Source organism: Blastococcus saxobsidens (assembly GCF_010682065.1).
GTDB classification, from domain to species: Bacteria; Actinomycetota; Actinomycetes; order Mycobacteriales; family Geodermatophilaceae; genus Blastococcus; species Blastococcus saxobsidens_B.
The window spans coordinates 24,892-38,312 of record NZ_JAAGWG010000012.1; the positions used below are offsets into that span (position 1 = coordinate 24,892).

At 71.2% G+C, this 13,421-nt stretch carries 13 protein-coding genes and 2 pseudogenes; 9 read left to right on the plus strand and 6 right to left on the minus strand.

Going from position 1 to position 13,421, the window contains the following annotated elements; genetic code table 11:
- The first annotated feature begins 90 nt into the window (after positions 1 to 90).
- The 3 genes from GCU60_RS09630 (at position 91) to GCU60_RS09640 (ending at position 1,521) form a co-directional block, all read left to right on the plus strand.
- Entirely contained in the window at positions 91 to 510 is a 420-nt protein-coding gene (locus tag GCU60_RS09630; RefSeq protein WP_116450887.1) for a DoxX family membrane protein, read from the plus strand.
- The gene (locus tag GCU60_RS09635) at positions 507 to 1,001 is read left to right on the plus strand and encodes a luciferase family protein (RefSeq protein ID WP_164704465.1); all 495 of its coding nucleotides are present in this window, start codon (positions 507 to 509) and stop codon (positions 999 to 1,001) included. The genes GCU60_RS09630 and GCU60_RS09635 overlap by 4 nt, the downstream gene beginning before the upstream one ends.
- Before the next feature lie 61 nt (positions 1,002 to 1,062).
- Positions 1,063 to 1,521, plus strand: a complete 459-nt coding sequence (locus tag GCU60_RS09640; RefSeq protein ID WP_116450885.1) for a VOC family protein — start codon at positions 1,063 to 1,065, stop codon at positions 1,519 to 1,521.
- A gap of 131 nt (positions 1,522 to 1,652) precedes the next feature.
- Here the strand turns inward: GCU60_RS09640 and GCU60_RS19850 are convergent, their stop codons facing one another.
- From GCU60_RS19850 to GCU60_RS09660, 5 genes and pseudogenes are all read right to left on the minus strand, one after another.
- On the minus strand, positions 1,653 to 1,937 hold the full coding sequence (locus GCU60_RS19850) for a hypothetical protein (RefSeq protein ID WP_204261770.1): 285 nt from the start codon (positions 1,935 to 1,937) through the stop codon (positions 1,653 to 1,655).
- Positions 1,938 to 2,396: 459 nt separating this feature from the next.
- A pseudogene (locus GCU60_RS22070) lies at positions 2,397 to 2,534 on the minus strand (IS256 family transposase); the annotation flags it as partial.
- 806 nt (positions 2,535 to 3,340) lie between these two features.
- On the minus strand, positions 3,341 to 4,999 hold the full coding sequence (locus tag GCU60_RS09650) for an MDR family MFS transporter (RefSeq protein WP_116451125.1): 1,659 nt from the start codon (positions 4,997 to 4,999) through the stop codon (positions 3,341 to 3,343).
- Positions 5,000 to 5,117: 118 nt separating this feature from the next.
- On the minus strand, positions 5,118 to 5,636 hold the full coding sequence (locus GCU60_RS09655; RefSeq protein ID WP_163204623.1) for a MarR family winged helix-turn-helix transcriptional regulator: 519 nt from the start codon (positions 5,634 to 5,636) through the stop codon (positions 5,118 to 5,120).
- Between the two features lie 64 nt (positions 5,637 to 5,700).
- Positions 5,701 to 5,961, minus strand: coding sequence for a hypothetical protein (locus tag GCU60_RS09660; protein ID WP_163204625.1), 261 nt, complete (start codon positions 5,959 to 5,961; stop codon positions 5,701 to 5,703).
- A gap of 487 nt (positions 5,962 to 6,448) precedes the next feature.
- Between GCU60_RS09660 and GCU60_RS09665 the strand changes: the two genes are divergently transcribed.
- From GCU60_RS09665 to GCU60_RS09675, 3 genes are all read left to right on the plus strand, one after another.
- Complete coding sequence (locus tag GCU60_RS09665) at positions 6,449 to 7,066, plus strand: TetR/AcrR family transcriptional regulator (RefSeq protein WP_116450883.1); 618 nt, start codon at positions 6,449 to 6,451, stop codon at positions 7,064 to 7,066.
- A 1,407-nt stretch (positions 7,067 to 8,473) separates the two neighbouring features.
- Positions 8,474 to 8,683, plus strand: coding sequence for a helix-turn-helix transcriptional regulator (locus tag GCU60_RS09670; RefSeq protein ID WP_116450881.1), 210 nt, complete (start codon positions 8,474 to 8,476; stop codon positions 8,681 to 8,683).
- 174 nt (positions 8,684 to 8,857) lie between these two features.
- Positions 8,858 to 9,514: a hypothetical protein gene (locus tag GCU60_RS09675; RefSeq protein WP_116450880.1), complete on the plus strand. Its 657-nt coding sequence runs from the start codon at positions 8,858 to 8,860 to the stop codon at positions 9,512 to 9,514.
- A gap of 348 nt (positions 9,515 to 9,862) precedes the next feature.
- Here GCU60_RS09675 and GCU60_RS09680 read toward each other — a convergent pair whose 3' ends face one another.
- Positions 9,863 to 11,149 (minus strand): hypothetical protein, encoded by a 1,287-nt coding sequence (locus GCU60_RS09680; RefSeq protein WP_163204627.1) that lies wholly within the window; start codon positions 11,147 to 11,149, stop codon positions 9,863 to 9,865.
- A gap of 101 nt (positions 11,150 to 11,250) precedes the next feature.
- On the opposite strand from GCU60_RS09680, the gene GCU60_RS09685 reads away from it, so the two are divergent.
- From GCU60_RS09685 to GCU60_RS22075, 3 genes and pseudogenes are all read left to right on the plus strand, one after another.
- A complete protein-coding gene (locus tag GCU60_RS09685; RefSeq protein ID WP_116451124.1) occupies positions 11,251 to 11,646 on the plus strand; it encodes an antitoxin Xre/MbcA/ParS toxin-binding domain-containing protein in 396 nt (131 codons plus the stop codon).
- Positions 11,647 to 11,649: 3 nt separating this feature from the next.
- Positions 11,650 to 12,207: an RES domain-containing protein gene (locus GCU60_RS09690; protein ID WP_116450878.1), complete on the plus strand. Its 558-nt coding sequence runs from the start codon at positions 11,650 to 11,652 to the stop codon at positions 12,205 to 12,207.
- A 146-nt stretch (positions 12,208 to 12,353) separates the two neighbouring features.
- Positions 12,354 to 13,304 (plus strand): annotated as a pseudogene (locus GCU60_RS22075) (tyrosine-type recombinase/integrase); the annotation flags it as partial.
- Between the last annotated feature and the right edge of the window lie 117 nt (positions 13,305 to 13,421).

A 13,421-nucleotide genomic window follows, 5' to 3' on the forward strand; every position in this document is an offset into this window, starting at 1 on the left:
TGAGCTGCTCACGCTTGACCCTATCCCCGGCGCCTGCTATCCCTTCACCTTACGGAAAGTAAGTACTCCTTGTTAGTGACAGGAGCCAGTATGGACGTCGTCGTGCTCATCGGGCGGATCCTGTTCGCCGTGCTGTTCCTGGGGTCAGGGATCGCGCACGTCACCCAACGCCAGATGATGGCCGGATACGCGGCCAGCAAGAAGGTTCCCGCGGCGGGGGCCGCCGTGCCGGCCAGCGGCGTGCTGATCGTGATCGGCGCGCTCATGGTCGCCGTCGGGGTGTGGCCCGATCTCGGCGCGTTGCTGCTGGCGGCATTCCTGGTCCCCACCGCGGTCCTCATGCACGGATTCTGGGCCGAGACCGAGGCTGCGGCCCGGATGACCGAGCAGACGCAGTTCCTCAAGGACCTCGCGCTGGCCGGGGCGGCGCTGGTGATGTTCGGCCTGTTCGCCCAGCTCGGCGACGACCTCGGCCTGGTCGTCGTGGGACCACTGTTCGAGCTGTCGTGACCGCGGGCGCAGCCTCCCTCCCGCGACGCAGCGGGGGTCGGCCGGCCACCACCCCGACCAACCCGCACATGCAGCTGGAGCAGCAGCCGAGCGACGACCGGCCGCGCCGGCGGCTCGAGGCGCTGCTCGCCGACCTGCCCGGCGTCGTCTGGGCCGACAGCCTGATCTCGGTGCCCGGCGCGCGTGCCCTCACCCTGCCCCCGGACCAGGCGGTCGGGCCCCGGGAGGCGTTCATGCTCGGCACGGAGTTCGCCCACCTGCACCCCGCTCCCGACCATTCCCTGCACCTGGCCCTGCCACCTGACGTGGCCCGCCAGGCCATCGACGCGGGGTGGGCGGAGCAGCATCCGGTCGCCGCGCGCGGTCTGATCCCCGCGGGCACGGTGATGCTCTACGCCCCGCGCGACGACGCCGAGGCCGACGTCGTCGCCGCCCTGGTCAGAACCTCCTACGACTACGCGCGCGGGGCGACGGCCACCGACCGGGGCTGAGCCTCCGACACCAGGCCCTGGCCTCCCGCGACACCAAGGTCATCGAGAAGGAGCCACAGCGATGCGCGTGCACGAACTCGGCCACCTGGTCCTCTACGTCCGGGACCTCGACCGGTCCCGGCACTTCTACCGAGAGGTACTCGGCTGGGACGAGGTGCGCGGAGACGTTCCGCTGCCCGTTCCCGCCGCCGCCTTCAGCTCCGGCCGCACGCACCACGAGCTGCTGCTCATCGAGGTGGGGCCCTCCGCCGCACCCATGCCGCCGGGCCGGCGCGTCGGGATGTACCACTTCGGCCTCAAGGTGGGCGAGAGCGACGAGGAGCTGCGCGAGGTCGTCCGCCACCTCGACCGGCACGGCGTCCCCGTCCTCGGCGCCAGCGACCACACCGTCACCCACTCGCTCTACATCGCCGACCCCGACGGCCACGAGATCGAGCTCTACGTCGATGTGCTGCCGCGTGACCAGTGGCTCGCCGACCCCTCGTTGATCTTCGCCCCCATCCGACCGCTCCGCCTGTAGCCGGATCCCCGCCTGTCCCGGACTACTGCTGGAGAACTCCGAGGCGGCTGCCCGGGGGCTCTCAGGCTGATCAAGGCTGCGCCGGCCAGCCCGTGGCCGCTGGCAGCCGCGACGACGCCCGCTGGTGCGGATCATCCCACCGGGCGGCCGGCCGAGCGTCCGGTGGGCAGCGCCGCCACGGTCGCTGCCGAGCGAAGCGCCGAAGCCTCGGCGGCGAGCGCCACGTCTATCGCGTCGGCGGCCTCATCGAGCTGGTTGGCCCGTGGGTTTCCGACGTGATGCACGCCGCAGATCGCCGGCGTGGAAGAGCTGGCGATCGAGCCGAGGGCCTGGACTACGCACTGGCCGCCCTCACCGCCCAACTCGACCAACTGGCCGCGCACCCGGATCGCGGCCAGCGGCCTGCTGCTCAGCACGGTCGGTGACCAACCCGCGGGCCGCGCAACTGCTGGCCCGGCACGTCGCCGACGTCCAGGCCGGAACTATCGCAGTCGCCACCAGCCGCATCCGACGGTCTACCACGTCGGCGTCCAGTCACCGGTCGCCGCCTACGCCGCCGGCAAGGCGATCGTCGGCAAGGCCTCCGTCCGGGCCGCCATCACCACAGTCACGACAGCATGACCACCGCCGCGGCAGCATGACCACCAAGCCCCGCGCGTCCGCGACCGGCGCGGCTTGCTCATGCACTTCGCACTGATCAACCATCCCGACGCGCCGCCGTCGTCATCGGACGCGGCCGGTAACACCGGGCAAGAAGATGACCGTCGTGTCGTACGTGGGCGGTGTGGCCAACGACCGCGCAGCGCTGGGGAGTACCGGTCCAAGGACTACCAGGGCTTCCAAGTCACCGAGGTCAAGACCCCATCCCAGCCGACGATCACCGAAGTCAACTCCTCGGCCTCGATTTAGCGCTTGGTAGATGGTGGCGGCCGCCGAACGGATTCGGTCATCGACATCGTCGGCGGCCTTCAGTGCCTCGAGCACCTCGAGCAGGCAGACTGGTCCTGGGCCATCGTGTGCTGTGCCCTTCCAGGAGAACCATCGGCGTGGTCCCGCTAACCATCGCTCGATGGCCCCTTGCACGTGATCCCCACGCGGTCAGTGCCCTGCACTGTTACCACCTCGCGGGACGGCACCCTCAGCCGTGGGGGACAGCTCAACTGGCGCAAAGGGAAGAAGGACGGATCAACGGCGGGAAGAGGTCACACCTTCCCGTCCACGTGCGGTCGGCGCTCCGCAGCCCCGCGGGCCACGCGCTATCGATCGATGACGATCAGTTCGCCGGTCCCGACTCGCCCCGCCTCGGCGGGCGGGCCGAACCCCGGGGCGGCTTGCCAGCCGCCAGCCAGCACTCCAAGGCTGCGATTCCTCGGCCTGCCTGCAACTTGATGGCCACCGGTGTCGTGCGCGATCGTCCACGCGCGGGCGGACCAGTCGCCAGCCAGTCGGTCAGCACGGCGGGGCGTCCGGACCAGGTGGTGCCCCACGCGAGGCATCCGGTCATGACGCACCACAGCAGCAGCCGGCCGAGGTCGAGTACCCATGTCGCCCCGGCATAGAGAGCGACTCGAACGGCCGGCCGCACAGCGCCCCCTCCCCTGAGGGTTCCGGAGTTTCGCTTTCCGACGACGCGTCCGGGTGAGCCCACTCGGGCCGCGCCGACCTCGATCCGCTTGTTATCTGCCCACCATCATCGCGCCGGCCAGCACGGGTGGAAAGGGGTTCACTCTCCCGGCCGACCGCTGCATGTGCCGAGACCGACGCGCGATCCAACCGGCCAGGCGGAGCCGGACCAATCGGCTCCCGACGCGACGGCGTCCTACTGCTCCGGTCGCGGGGGGCTGACGGGTGCGGATCGCCTGGCGTCGGCGGCCGGGCGGTCTGCGGCCTGGTCCTCGTCGCCGTGGCCGAGATCGCTGTCGGGATCGACGGCCGTCTCGAAGGCCTCGGCGAGGTTCTCCCCGGTGGTGTGCTCCTGCGCGTGCCGGCGCAGCGGTGTCTCCCGCAGGAACAGCAGCACGAGGAAACCCAGCAGAGCGAACGGCACAGCTGCCAGGAACGTGGTCTGCAGCGCGTCGGCGAAGCCGGTGATGACCGCGGTGTGCACCGGCTCGGGCAAGGCGGCGATCTGTTCGGGGCTGCCCAGCGTCGGAGTTCCGCCGGCGAGCCGCTCGGCCGGGACGCCGGCCTCGGCGAGCCGGGACGGGATGGTGTCGGCGAGGCGATGGGTGAGCAGCGCGCCGAACACCGCCACCCCCAGAGCACCGCCCAGTGACCGGAAGAACGTCGCCCCGGAGGTGGCCACGCCCAGGTCCTTCTGCTCCACGGCGTTCTGGGCGGCCAGCACGAGCACCTGCATCACCAGGCCGATGCCGACCCCGGTGACCAGCATGTACAGCCCGGCCACCACCAGCGAGGTGTCCACTGAGAGCCGGCTCATCAGACCCAGCCCCACCGCGGCGATCAGCAGGCCGATCACCGGGAAGATCTTGTACCGGCCGGTGGCCGTGATCGCCCGCCCCGAGCCGATGGAGGCAGCGAGCAGACCCACCATGAGTGGCAGCGTCAGGAGCCCCGAGGCGGTCGGCGACTCGCCCTTGACGATCTGCAGGTACTGCGGCAGGAAGATGATCGCGCCGAACATCGCGACACCGACGACGAAGCCGGCCAGGCTGGTGATGACGAAGGTGTGGTTGGCGAACAGGTGCGGCGGCATGATCGGCTCGCGGGCGCGGCGCTCCTGCCAGACGGCCAGGGCCAGCATCACGGCGGCCACGGCCGCCAGCACGTAGGTCCAGGGCGAGTTCCAGGCGAATTCCTTGCCACCCAGGGACAGCATGAGCAGCAGCGCGCTGACCGATGCCACGATGAAGAACGCGCCGAGCCAGTCGATGGCGTGCCGGGTCCGCGGGAAGGGCAGCTGGAGCACCCGTTCGGTGACGATCAGGGCCGCGATCCCGACCGGGATGCCGACCCAGAACGTCCACCGCCAGGACAGGTGCTCGACCAGGAATCCCCCCAGCAGGGGGCCGGCGACCGTCGCGATCCCGAACACCGACCCGATGTAGCCCTGGTAGCGACCACGCTCCCGCGGGCTGACGACGTCGCCGATGATCGCCTGCGACAACGCCATCAACCCGCCGACACCCAGGCCCTGGACCGCGCGGAAACCGATCAGCTGGGCCATGTCCTGCGCGAAGCCGCTGGCCAGGGAGGCGAGCAGGAAGATCCCGATCGCGGACTGGAACATGATCTTCCGCCCGTAGAGATCGGACAGCTTGCCCCAGATCGGCGTGGAGGCGGTGGAGGTCAGCAGGGTGGCCGACACCACCCACGCCAGCTGCTCCTGCCCACCGAGCTCACCGACGATGGTCGGCAACGCAGTGGCCACGATCGTCTGGGACAGCGCCGCCACCAGCATGCCCAGCATGAGCCCGACCAGCACGGTCAGGATTTGGCGATGGCTCAGGGCCGGCATCACCGGCGCGGTGTGCGGTGTTCCGCGCCGATCGTCGGCGGGTGTCGAACTCACGGGTGTGCGGCCTCTCTGTAGCGAGCCGTGCGAGGGGGGAACGACCGTCTCAGCAGGGGAATCCTCAGGCCGAGACGTGGATCTGACTCTGGGCCGACGGCGGAGGATGGTCCGTCTGCGCACCAGGGAGTCGGGCGTCCAGCCCCGCGTTCAGCCGCTCCAGCAGGGCGGCCAGAGTCCTCCGGTCCTCCGCCGACCAGGAACTGAGCAGTTCCCGGACCAGGCCGCGGCGGGCCTTGCGAGTGGCCGCCACGGCCCGGTGCCCCGTCTCGGTCAGTCGCAGGCGGCACGCCCGCCCGTCCTCCGGATCGGCCTCCCGCGCGATCAGCCCCGACTGCTGCAACGCCGCCACGTGCCTGCTCACCGTGGACGCATCGAGGCCGAGCAGCGCCGCCAACGCACCGTTGCGCAGCGGGCCCTCGTCGCGCAGCCGGCCGAGGATCAGGTACGCGGACCGCTCCAACGGCTGCCCGGACGACTCGGCATGCAGGTGGACCCGTTGCGCCCGCTGAACCAGGTGGGTCAGCTCGCGTTCGATGCGCTCCAACGGCTCGGAGACACCCGCGTCCACGCCTTGTTGCATGGCGCAACCATATACCCGGTCCGAGGCGCTTGCACGTTGCACCGGAGACTCCGTGGCCTCGCGGTCAGCCCGGGCCGCCGGGATCCTGAGCCTGCGGCGGCTGCGCCACCAGCCAGAGTTCGAGCTCGGCGATGCCCCTGGCGGCCTCCCGTCGGAGTTGGGCCTCGTCCTCTTCCGGCTTGCCATGGCCGACCGCGACACTGCGCCGACTGGCACCCATGGCCGCGCACGCCATCCAGCACACCCCAACGGCGAACGATCCCACGGCGCACCAGCCGAAGAAGCGGACGGCTTCCTGGAGCAACAGCGACAAGGCGAAGCCCATCGCGGCACCGCTCGACCCCACCACGCTGTCCTCCACGGCGAGGGCGCCGGGACACCGGGCAGGCCACGGCAAGGCCCCTCAGCAGAGCATCGTTCCTGATCTCGACGGGGACGGGAACAGGAGCTGCCGTCTCGCCAGATTTCTCCGCTCCGGTCAAGGGCCTATCAGATCCCCACCCAGCAACATCGTCGTCGGTGTCCGGATGCGACACCACCAGCAGTTCAGGTTGGAGCAGCCGACCCCGGCGGTCGGCAGTTGATCCCCAGCGATACCGGTCGCGGTGACCATGATGTGGCCATCGTGGCTCAAGGACCGGTCGGCGCCGTGGACAGCAGCTCGGGCATGGGGCCCGACCCGGCGTGCGGTGACCCATCCCCCACAGGCCGCCAGCTCCAGATCACCCCAAGAGACTGCTCCGGAGCAGCGCAGTCTCCGGCAGTCACGCCGAGTTCTTCAGAAATGATCTTCCAGTGTCTAATGTCTCCCCATGTCCGGGTCGACGACCGATAGCGCGCAGGCCAGCCGGGGAGGGCGTCCACGCGACCCCACCCGCGACGGCGTAATCCGGGCCGCTGTTCTCCACTTGCTCGCCGCGGTCGGCTACGGCGCGCTGACCATGGACGCCGTGGCCTCTCAGGCCGGCGTCGGCAAGGCCACCATCTACCGGCGCTGGCGGACCAAGCAGGACTTGGTCATCGACATCATCGCCGAGCTCAATCAGGCCGAGATCATCCCGCCCGATACCGGCTCGCTTCGAAGCGACCTGCGCGATCTACTGCACGCGCTGGTGGCCCTCATCAACGGACCGGCCGGGGCAGCCATCCTGTCGCTGCTGTCGACGGTTCCGCACGACCCCACCCTCGCCGAGGCGTTCCGCGGCGGCCCTCTGGACGGCTGGCAGCACGCTTTCGAACACGTATGGGCGCACGCCGCACAGCGCGGGGAGGTACCGCCTGGGCTGGCCGGTACGGTGCTGGCCGAGGCGGCCAGCTCCCTGCTCGTCCAGCGCTGGCTGCTCACCGGCCAGCCGGTCGACGACGCCTACGCCGACGCGGTGCTCGCCGCTGTCCTCCTCCCGCTGCTGACCTCTATCCCGTCGCGCTGAGGTTGGTGCAGGAAGGAACGAGCGAACCCCGCCGGGCACCTGGCATGCGGGCATCGACGCAAAGAAGACCGAGATGGACTCACCTGTCAATGCAACGCCTCAAGATCATCGCGGAGGTTAGGCAATGGCCGAGTTGCGGCGGCCGGGGATGTCGGATCAGCAGTAGGCGCCTCGACCTGTTCGCCGATCTGGTCGTGCAGGGCGGCGATCTTCGCCGCCCGGGCGGCGTCGGCCGCCTCCCGCTGCGCCGGACTCAGCTGCGGTCGCCCACTCCGACTTCCCCTGCCGGTCCGACTGCTGCTCGTGCCGCTGGCCGCGCTGCTTATCGTGGTGCTGGTGCTGGTCATCTGGACCGTCCCGGAACTGGAGCCGACACCGGTACGGGAGGGACCACGGAACAGGTGCCCTGCCACCCATTCCCCCGGCCCGTCCGGCACAGAGCTCTGCTCAGGGGCCGGGAGCGACGGCGGGGGGACGACCGGACCAAGACTGCTTCCGCAGCGGAGCGCCCGAAGGGCGGAAGGATCTTGGTCCGGTCGGGAGGAGGCGGCGCGGGAGGCCCCTACGCTGAGCTGCCGGACGGGTCGGGGGAACAGTAAGGACAGCCCGCCGCAGGCGGACCTTGACGACGGCGCAGCCGGCGCCACGCGCAGCGTGGCCCGAAGGGTGCTCCTGGCCCGCCCCAACGGTCCCGGCGCGACGACGTCGACGGCGCGCCCACCGGATAGCGAGCCTCGATCACCCGACACGCCGCGGAGACCCCTGGCGGACCGATCACGGGCCCCGCGGTCTCGCCGTGCCCCGAGCGAGGTGTCCAGCGCCATGAGTCAAGCTTGGCCAGGCCAGCACGCGCCCGAGGGCGTCCGCCCGGATGTTGTGCACAGCAGCCGTCGTCCACAGGGGCCGATCGCGCAGGAGCGCCCCAATGCTCACGGCCTGCATCGGCTGACTGGAGGACAACTGGAGGAACCCCGGGTCAGTCACCAGCGACCTCCAGTAATTCTCCAGGTCCCGCGGGACACGGGTACCCCGACTGTCGTCGGCCTACGGGAGAACGCGCTTCGGAAGCGCGGGCGGCGCAGGTCGGCGTCGGCCAGGCACAGCGTCGCGGCGGACAACCGGGCACCGGCCGCAGACGAACTGGAGGCGGTCCCGGGACACCGCCTACCGGGACGGCGAACCCAGCCGCAGTCCCGGGGCTGTCCACCGGCGGTCCCGGCGCCGACCCACGGCGTCGGCAGACGGAGGGCCTCCGTCGCTGGCAGGTGACGCGCCACCGGTGGCCGCTAGAGGAGAAAAACCGGAGACCGTCCGAGAAAGCTGGCTGTGAAGTGTCACCACCGGGCCCGAAATGGCGCCTTCTGTGGTGAAGACACCGCCCACCACCGACGACCCCCGGAGCCAGCCATGCCCGACCCCGCCGCCGACCACGAGCCCGAGCTGCTCACCATCACCGAGGCCGCGGACGTACTCCGCGCGCCCGTCGCCACCCTCCGGTACTGGCGACACCTGGGCACCGGCCCGAACAGCTTCCGACTCGGCCGGCGCGTCCTCTACCGCCGCGCCGACTTGCACATCTGGATCGACGCACAAGCAGACCAGCCCCTCCGCCGATAGCCGCTTCCTGAGCGCGGCGGGACCGGGCACCGGACCGCTGCGCACTGCGGGCACACGGGTGACGCCCGGCGGCCAGCCCCGCCTGTGGACGACGACGGTCCTCCACAGAAGCCGAACAGAACCGGCTCCAGCAGCACCGGAACAGCGACGCTCCCATCACCGGAAGCAGGAGCCATGGGATGGATGGGCCCGGTCGTGAACGGCCAGGCGCACGAGGGCTGGGTCGTTCCGCTGTTCGCCGACGGCGCACAAGGCGCGGGCACCACCAGCACCCGCGGCGTGCTGATGGCCCGCCGGCCCGACGACGGGCCCCGCGACGGCGACCGGGTGCGGCTGGCCTACCGCGACGGCGGCACCGCCGAGGGCCTCTGGTCCGACGGCACGATCCTCCGCGGCGACGGGATCGTCCACTCGCACACCAGCCGCCAGGCCGCCTCGAGGTGGTCGACCAGGCGGAGGGAGTGGCGCCCGGACGCGGCGGTCGTCGGGTGGGCCGCCGACCGCACCTGCGGCTGGCGCGGCACCTGCTGGACCCGCGTACCACCGGAGCTGGCCGACCCGGCGGCGCGGCGGCTCGCCGTCACCGGCCCGTGGGCCGATCTGGACGCCGCCGACGAGCACCGGGTGATGACCGAATGGCGCCGGCACATCGCCGGATGGCAGGCCCTGGAGGAGGTGGAGCAGGCCGCCGCCCGGCAGGCTGCCGCCGCCCGCGCCCTGGATGAGGCGGTCCGCGCCGCGGTCGCCGCCGGGGCCTCGGAGGCCGATATCGGCCGGGCCACCGGCGTGACCGGCCGGTCGGCGACCGAGCGGTGGTCCGCCCGTGGCTGAGCAGGCGGCCGGCCAGCCCGGACCGAACGAGCAAACCCCGCCAAGGGCGGCGCATCCCGCTCGTCGTCGACCTCGACGGCGAGCCGCTGGCGCCGCTGCGCGCCCTGGAAGAGATCCTGCTGTGCCTGGGCACGTGGGAGGACGACGACCGGTGGGATCCGGGCACCGGCACGGAGCCGCTGCGGGTGCCGGCGCCACTGGCCGACCGGGTCGCCTTCGCCGCTGTCCAGCGCCCTCGTGCCCAAGCCAGTCCCGGGGACCCGGGTGCGGCCGGGTGCTCGCTCCGGCCGCTACGAGTACGCGCTCACCCCGCCCGCCGCTGGAGTCGACGGTGACCGCCCGTCCTGGTCACGCCACTCGCCGGCCGAGGTTGGCGCGGATGTCGGCGGCTACGTCCGAGAGATGCCGGTAGGTGTCCGTGGGCAGCCGCCAGCCGTTTCCCGCCTCGGCGAGGACGTCGTTCGCCGCCCGGGTGGACAGTGCGGCTTGCTCGGCATCCCGGGAGATCTTGTTGAGTCGCCAGCTGGGCGAGGCGGGCATGCGGTCGATCTCGGCCAGTTCGCGCTGACGTGCCCGCACGGCGTGCTCGCGCCAGCTGTTGATCATGCTGCTGGCGCCGTCCGGGCAGCAGGAGCTCTCCGGGCAGACCAGCGTGGCCCGCAGCAGCCGGTTCTCGAGCAGCTTCTGGCCATGGCTGCGGTCGAGGCTGCGGCCGAAGGCGGTGAAGTACACGTTGGCCTCTCCGCCGCCCGTGCGGGGCTTGTCGCTGGGACGCTTGCGGGCCAGCAACTGGGGATAGTGGCCGGCCTCGCCGTGCCCGGGACCGGTCTCGTAGCCGGCGGCTCCCACGCCGGTCAGGGCTGCGCCGTAGAGGCCTTGACGCCAGGACAGCACCCGCCGTCCGGCGGCGGCGTGCTGGGTGGCGGTCATCAGCGTGGCGATGGCGTCGTAGCTGGCGGCCCGCTGCTTGGACCAGGACATCGACAGCGCCACGTAGCGGGTGTTCATCTCGTCGGCGGTTGCGAGGAACGGGTCCAGCCCGGCCGCCCAGGTGGACTGGGGGCCGAACTGGTGCAGGGATGCGGCGAAGACGGGCGCGACGGGCAGGTCGATGTCTTCGCGCTCCAGATAGCGGGCGGTCCGGATCAGCAGGCTGCGGTTGACCTCCAGCCAGGCGCTGTTTCGCCGGTCGACGTAGACGTAGGGCGGAATGAGCACCGTGGCGCCCTGCTCGCGCTGGAAGCCGATCACCTGGTCGATCAGTTCGTCCTGCAGTTCGTGGTGGCCGAGGTCTGCCGGGGTCAGCTTGTCTGCGGTCGCGTACGGCAGTCGCGCCCAGCCATTGCTCGGCGACTGCTGATCGGCCAGCAGCGGGGTGAGCGGGTCGACCAAGAACGGCACCCCGGCCGCATCCGCAGTCTCCCGCAGGCCCGGCCGCTCCACCGCCACCTGCGCATCGGCAACCACGCCGGTGAGGGGCAACTCCCGCAGGGGCCACAGTCCGCTGGCGGCCGGGGCGCACAGATCCTTGACGAGCAGGTGGTCACCGCGACCGGCCCTGATCAACAGATCCATCGGTGGGTCTCCAACCACAGAGTTACCGAACTGTGACGCTTGCGGGGTGAACTCTAGCACGAACTTGACGATGTACCTACCGGTGAACAGTGAGAGTGTATAGCGTCTACCTCGCAGGCCGAACGGACCGATCGGCGCTGCCTCAGAAGGAGACCAGTCAGATGAGCCCGACCCGCACCGCCGCGGCGGCGTCCCAGCCTGCGCCGCACGATCCGGCCGGAGACTCCCCCGTCTACCGCCATGTCGTGGCCGACACGCGCCGCGCGCTCACCCTCACCGAGATCGGGGAGATCGTCGGCGCCGGAGAACGCGCAGTGCAGAAATGGGCCGCCGGCGCCGCGCGGCCCGAGGGCACCAAGCGCGACCGGCTACTGGAGCTGCAGTACGTCATCGCAGAACTCTCCGACGTCTACAAGCCCGAAGGCATCGACATCTGGCTGCACGCCCGGCAACGCGCCCTAGGCGACCGTCGCCCGATCGACGTACTCAAGGCAGGCGACTTCGAGACCGTGCTGCAACTAGTGCAGCGCCTCGCCGGCGGGCCGAAGGTTCGGTAAGGCGTGCAGCGCTCCATGGCCGAACGCGTCGCGGCCGTGCCACCGATCAGCGTGCACGGCACCTTCTACCGACACGCGGCGGTCAACCGCGACGCCTTCGCCGGCGGCGACCAGGGACGCTGGGGAGAGACGTTTCCCGTCATCTACCTCGGCCGTCCACCGGCGTCAGTCACCGCCGAGGCCTACAGGCACCTGGTCGAGGCCTACGGCATCCCCGTCGAGCTTGTGCAGCCGCGCCGCTTCTACACCGTCACCGTGGATGTCGACGCGGTGCTCGACCTCACCAACGCCCACAACCTCGCCGCCGTGGGACTCTCCGCTGCCGACCTGAGGTCCGAGGTCGACGACTACGCCGCCTGCCAGCGCATCGCCGCCGCCGCCCACCAGCTCGAGCTGCATGCCGTCCTCGCCCCCTCGGCCACCGGCCTGGGTGAGACGCTCGCGCTCTTCCGGGAACGGATCACCCTGCGGGAGATGCCGGTCGTGCGCACCGAGGAGACCTGGAACACGCTGCCGGCCGACCCGCGCCAGCTCCGCGCCGTCCCGCCCAGGCAGGCCTGACCCAAGCCACCCCATTCAGGACGGGAGTTTGCGGGAACCATGCCGCTCAGCGGCGAGCGGCATAATCATGTCCGGGATGACGAGGGCCGCCTGTTGTCAGAGGTGTCCGGCACGCTGGAGACACATACCTCGCTACGGAGGTCCTCATGGACGGCTCGATCACCCGCATCACACTCAGCGACGGCTCTACCCGCTACCGCGCTCGGTATCGCGACCCGGGCGGTCGCCAGCACGAGCGACGCTTCGCACGGAAGGTCGACGCCCAGCGCTGGCTCGACGAGGCGACCTCGGCTCTGGTCACGCAGACATGGACGGCGCCGGAGCGAGGCCGGGTCACCGTCGCCGACTGGGCCGACCGATGGCTGTCCTCGCAGACCGGGGTCAAGCCGAGCACCCTCTACCGGTACGGGAACCTGCTGCGGACCCACGTGCTGCCGTCGTGGGGTCGGCACCGGCTCGTCGACGTCACCCACGCCGACGTCGCCGTGTGGGTGGCTGGGCTACTGACGCAGGGGTCCGCCCCGGGCACGGTCCGCCAGGCCCACCGCGTCTTCTCACTCCTCCTGGGCCTCGCCGTCCGCGACGGGCGCATTCCCCGCAACCCGGCCGAGCGCGTACCCCTGCCACGAGTGACGCGGCAGGAGCCGCGGTTCCTCACCCATGACGAGGTCGAGCGGCTCGCCGACGCGGCGAATGAGGACGGGGACGTCATCCGATTGCTCGCCTACACCGGACTGCGCTTCGGCGAGATGGCCGCCCTGCGGGTGCGCCGGATCGACTTCCTCCGGCGCCGACTCACCATCGCCGAAGCGGTCACCGAGGTCGGCGGGCGGCTGGAGTTCGGCACACCGAAGACCCATCAGCGGCGGACCGTGCCCCTGCCCGCGACCCTCGCCGAGTCCCTGGCCCGCCACTGCGCGGGCAAGCAGGGCGACGACCTGCTGATGGCCACGGCCAGCGGCACGGTGCTGCGGCTGCGGAACTGGCGTCGGGCTGTCTTCGATCCGGCGGTCCGGACGGCCGGGCTGAGCGACGTCACCCCGCACGACCTGCGGCACACCGCCGCCTCTCTCGCGGTCGCCAGCGGCGCGACCGTCAAGAGCGTCCAGCGGATGCTCGGGCACGCCTCGGCGGCCATGACGCTGGACGTGTACTCCGGCCTGTTCGACGACGACCTGACCGCGTTGGCCGACCGGATGGACGCCGCCGCGCGG

Bases quoted from the DNA above. Each gene is read 5' to 3' on its own strand.
- GCU60_RS09655 (WP_163204623.1), bottom strand. From the start codon at position 5,636: ATGCAACAAGGCGTGGACGCGGGTGTCTCCGAGCCGTTGGAGCGCATC.
- GCU60_RS09650 (WP_116451125.1), bottom strand. From the start codon at position 4,999: ATGCCGGCCCTGAGCCATCGCCAAATCCTGACCGTGCTGGTCGGGCTC.
- GCU60_RS09675 (WP_116450880.1), top strand. From the start codon at position 8,858: ATGGGATGGATGGGCCCGGTCGTGAACGGCCAGGCGCACGAGGGCTGG.
- GCU60_RS09660 (WP_163204625.1), bottom strand. From the start codon at position 5,961: ATGGGCTTCGCCTTGTCGCTGTTGCTCCAGGAAGCCGTCCGCTTCTTC.
- GCU60_RS09640 (WP_116450885.1), top strand. From the start codon at position 1,063: ATGCGCGTGCACGAACTCGGCCACCTGGTCCTCTACGTCCGGGACCTC.
- GCU60_RS09665 (WP_116450883.1), top strand. From the start codon at position 6,449: ATGTCCGGGTCGACGACCGATAGCGCGCAGGCCAGCCGGGGAGGGCGT.
- GCU60_RS09670 (WP_116450881.1), top strand. From the start codon at position 8,474: ATGCCCGACCCCGCCGCCGACCACGAGCCCGAGCTGCTCACCATCACC.
- GCU60_RS09630 (WP_116450887.1), top strand. From the start codon at position 91: ATGGACGTCGTCGTGCTCATCGGGCGGATCCTGTTCGCCGTGCTGTTC.
- GCU60_RS09685 (WP_116451124.1), top strand. From the start codon at position 11,251: ATGAGCCCGACCCGCACCGCCGCGGCGGCGTCCCAGCCTGCGCCGCAC.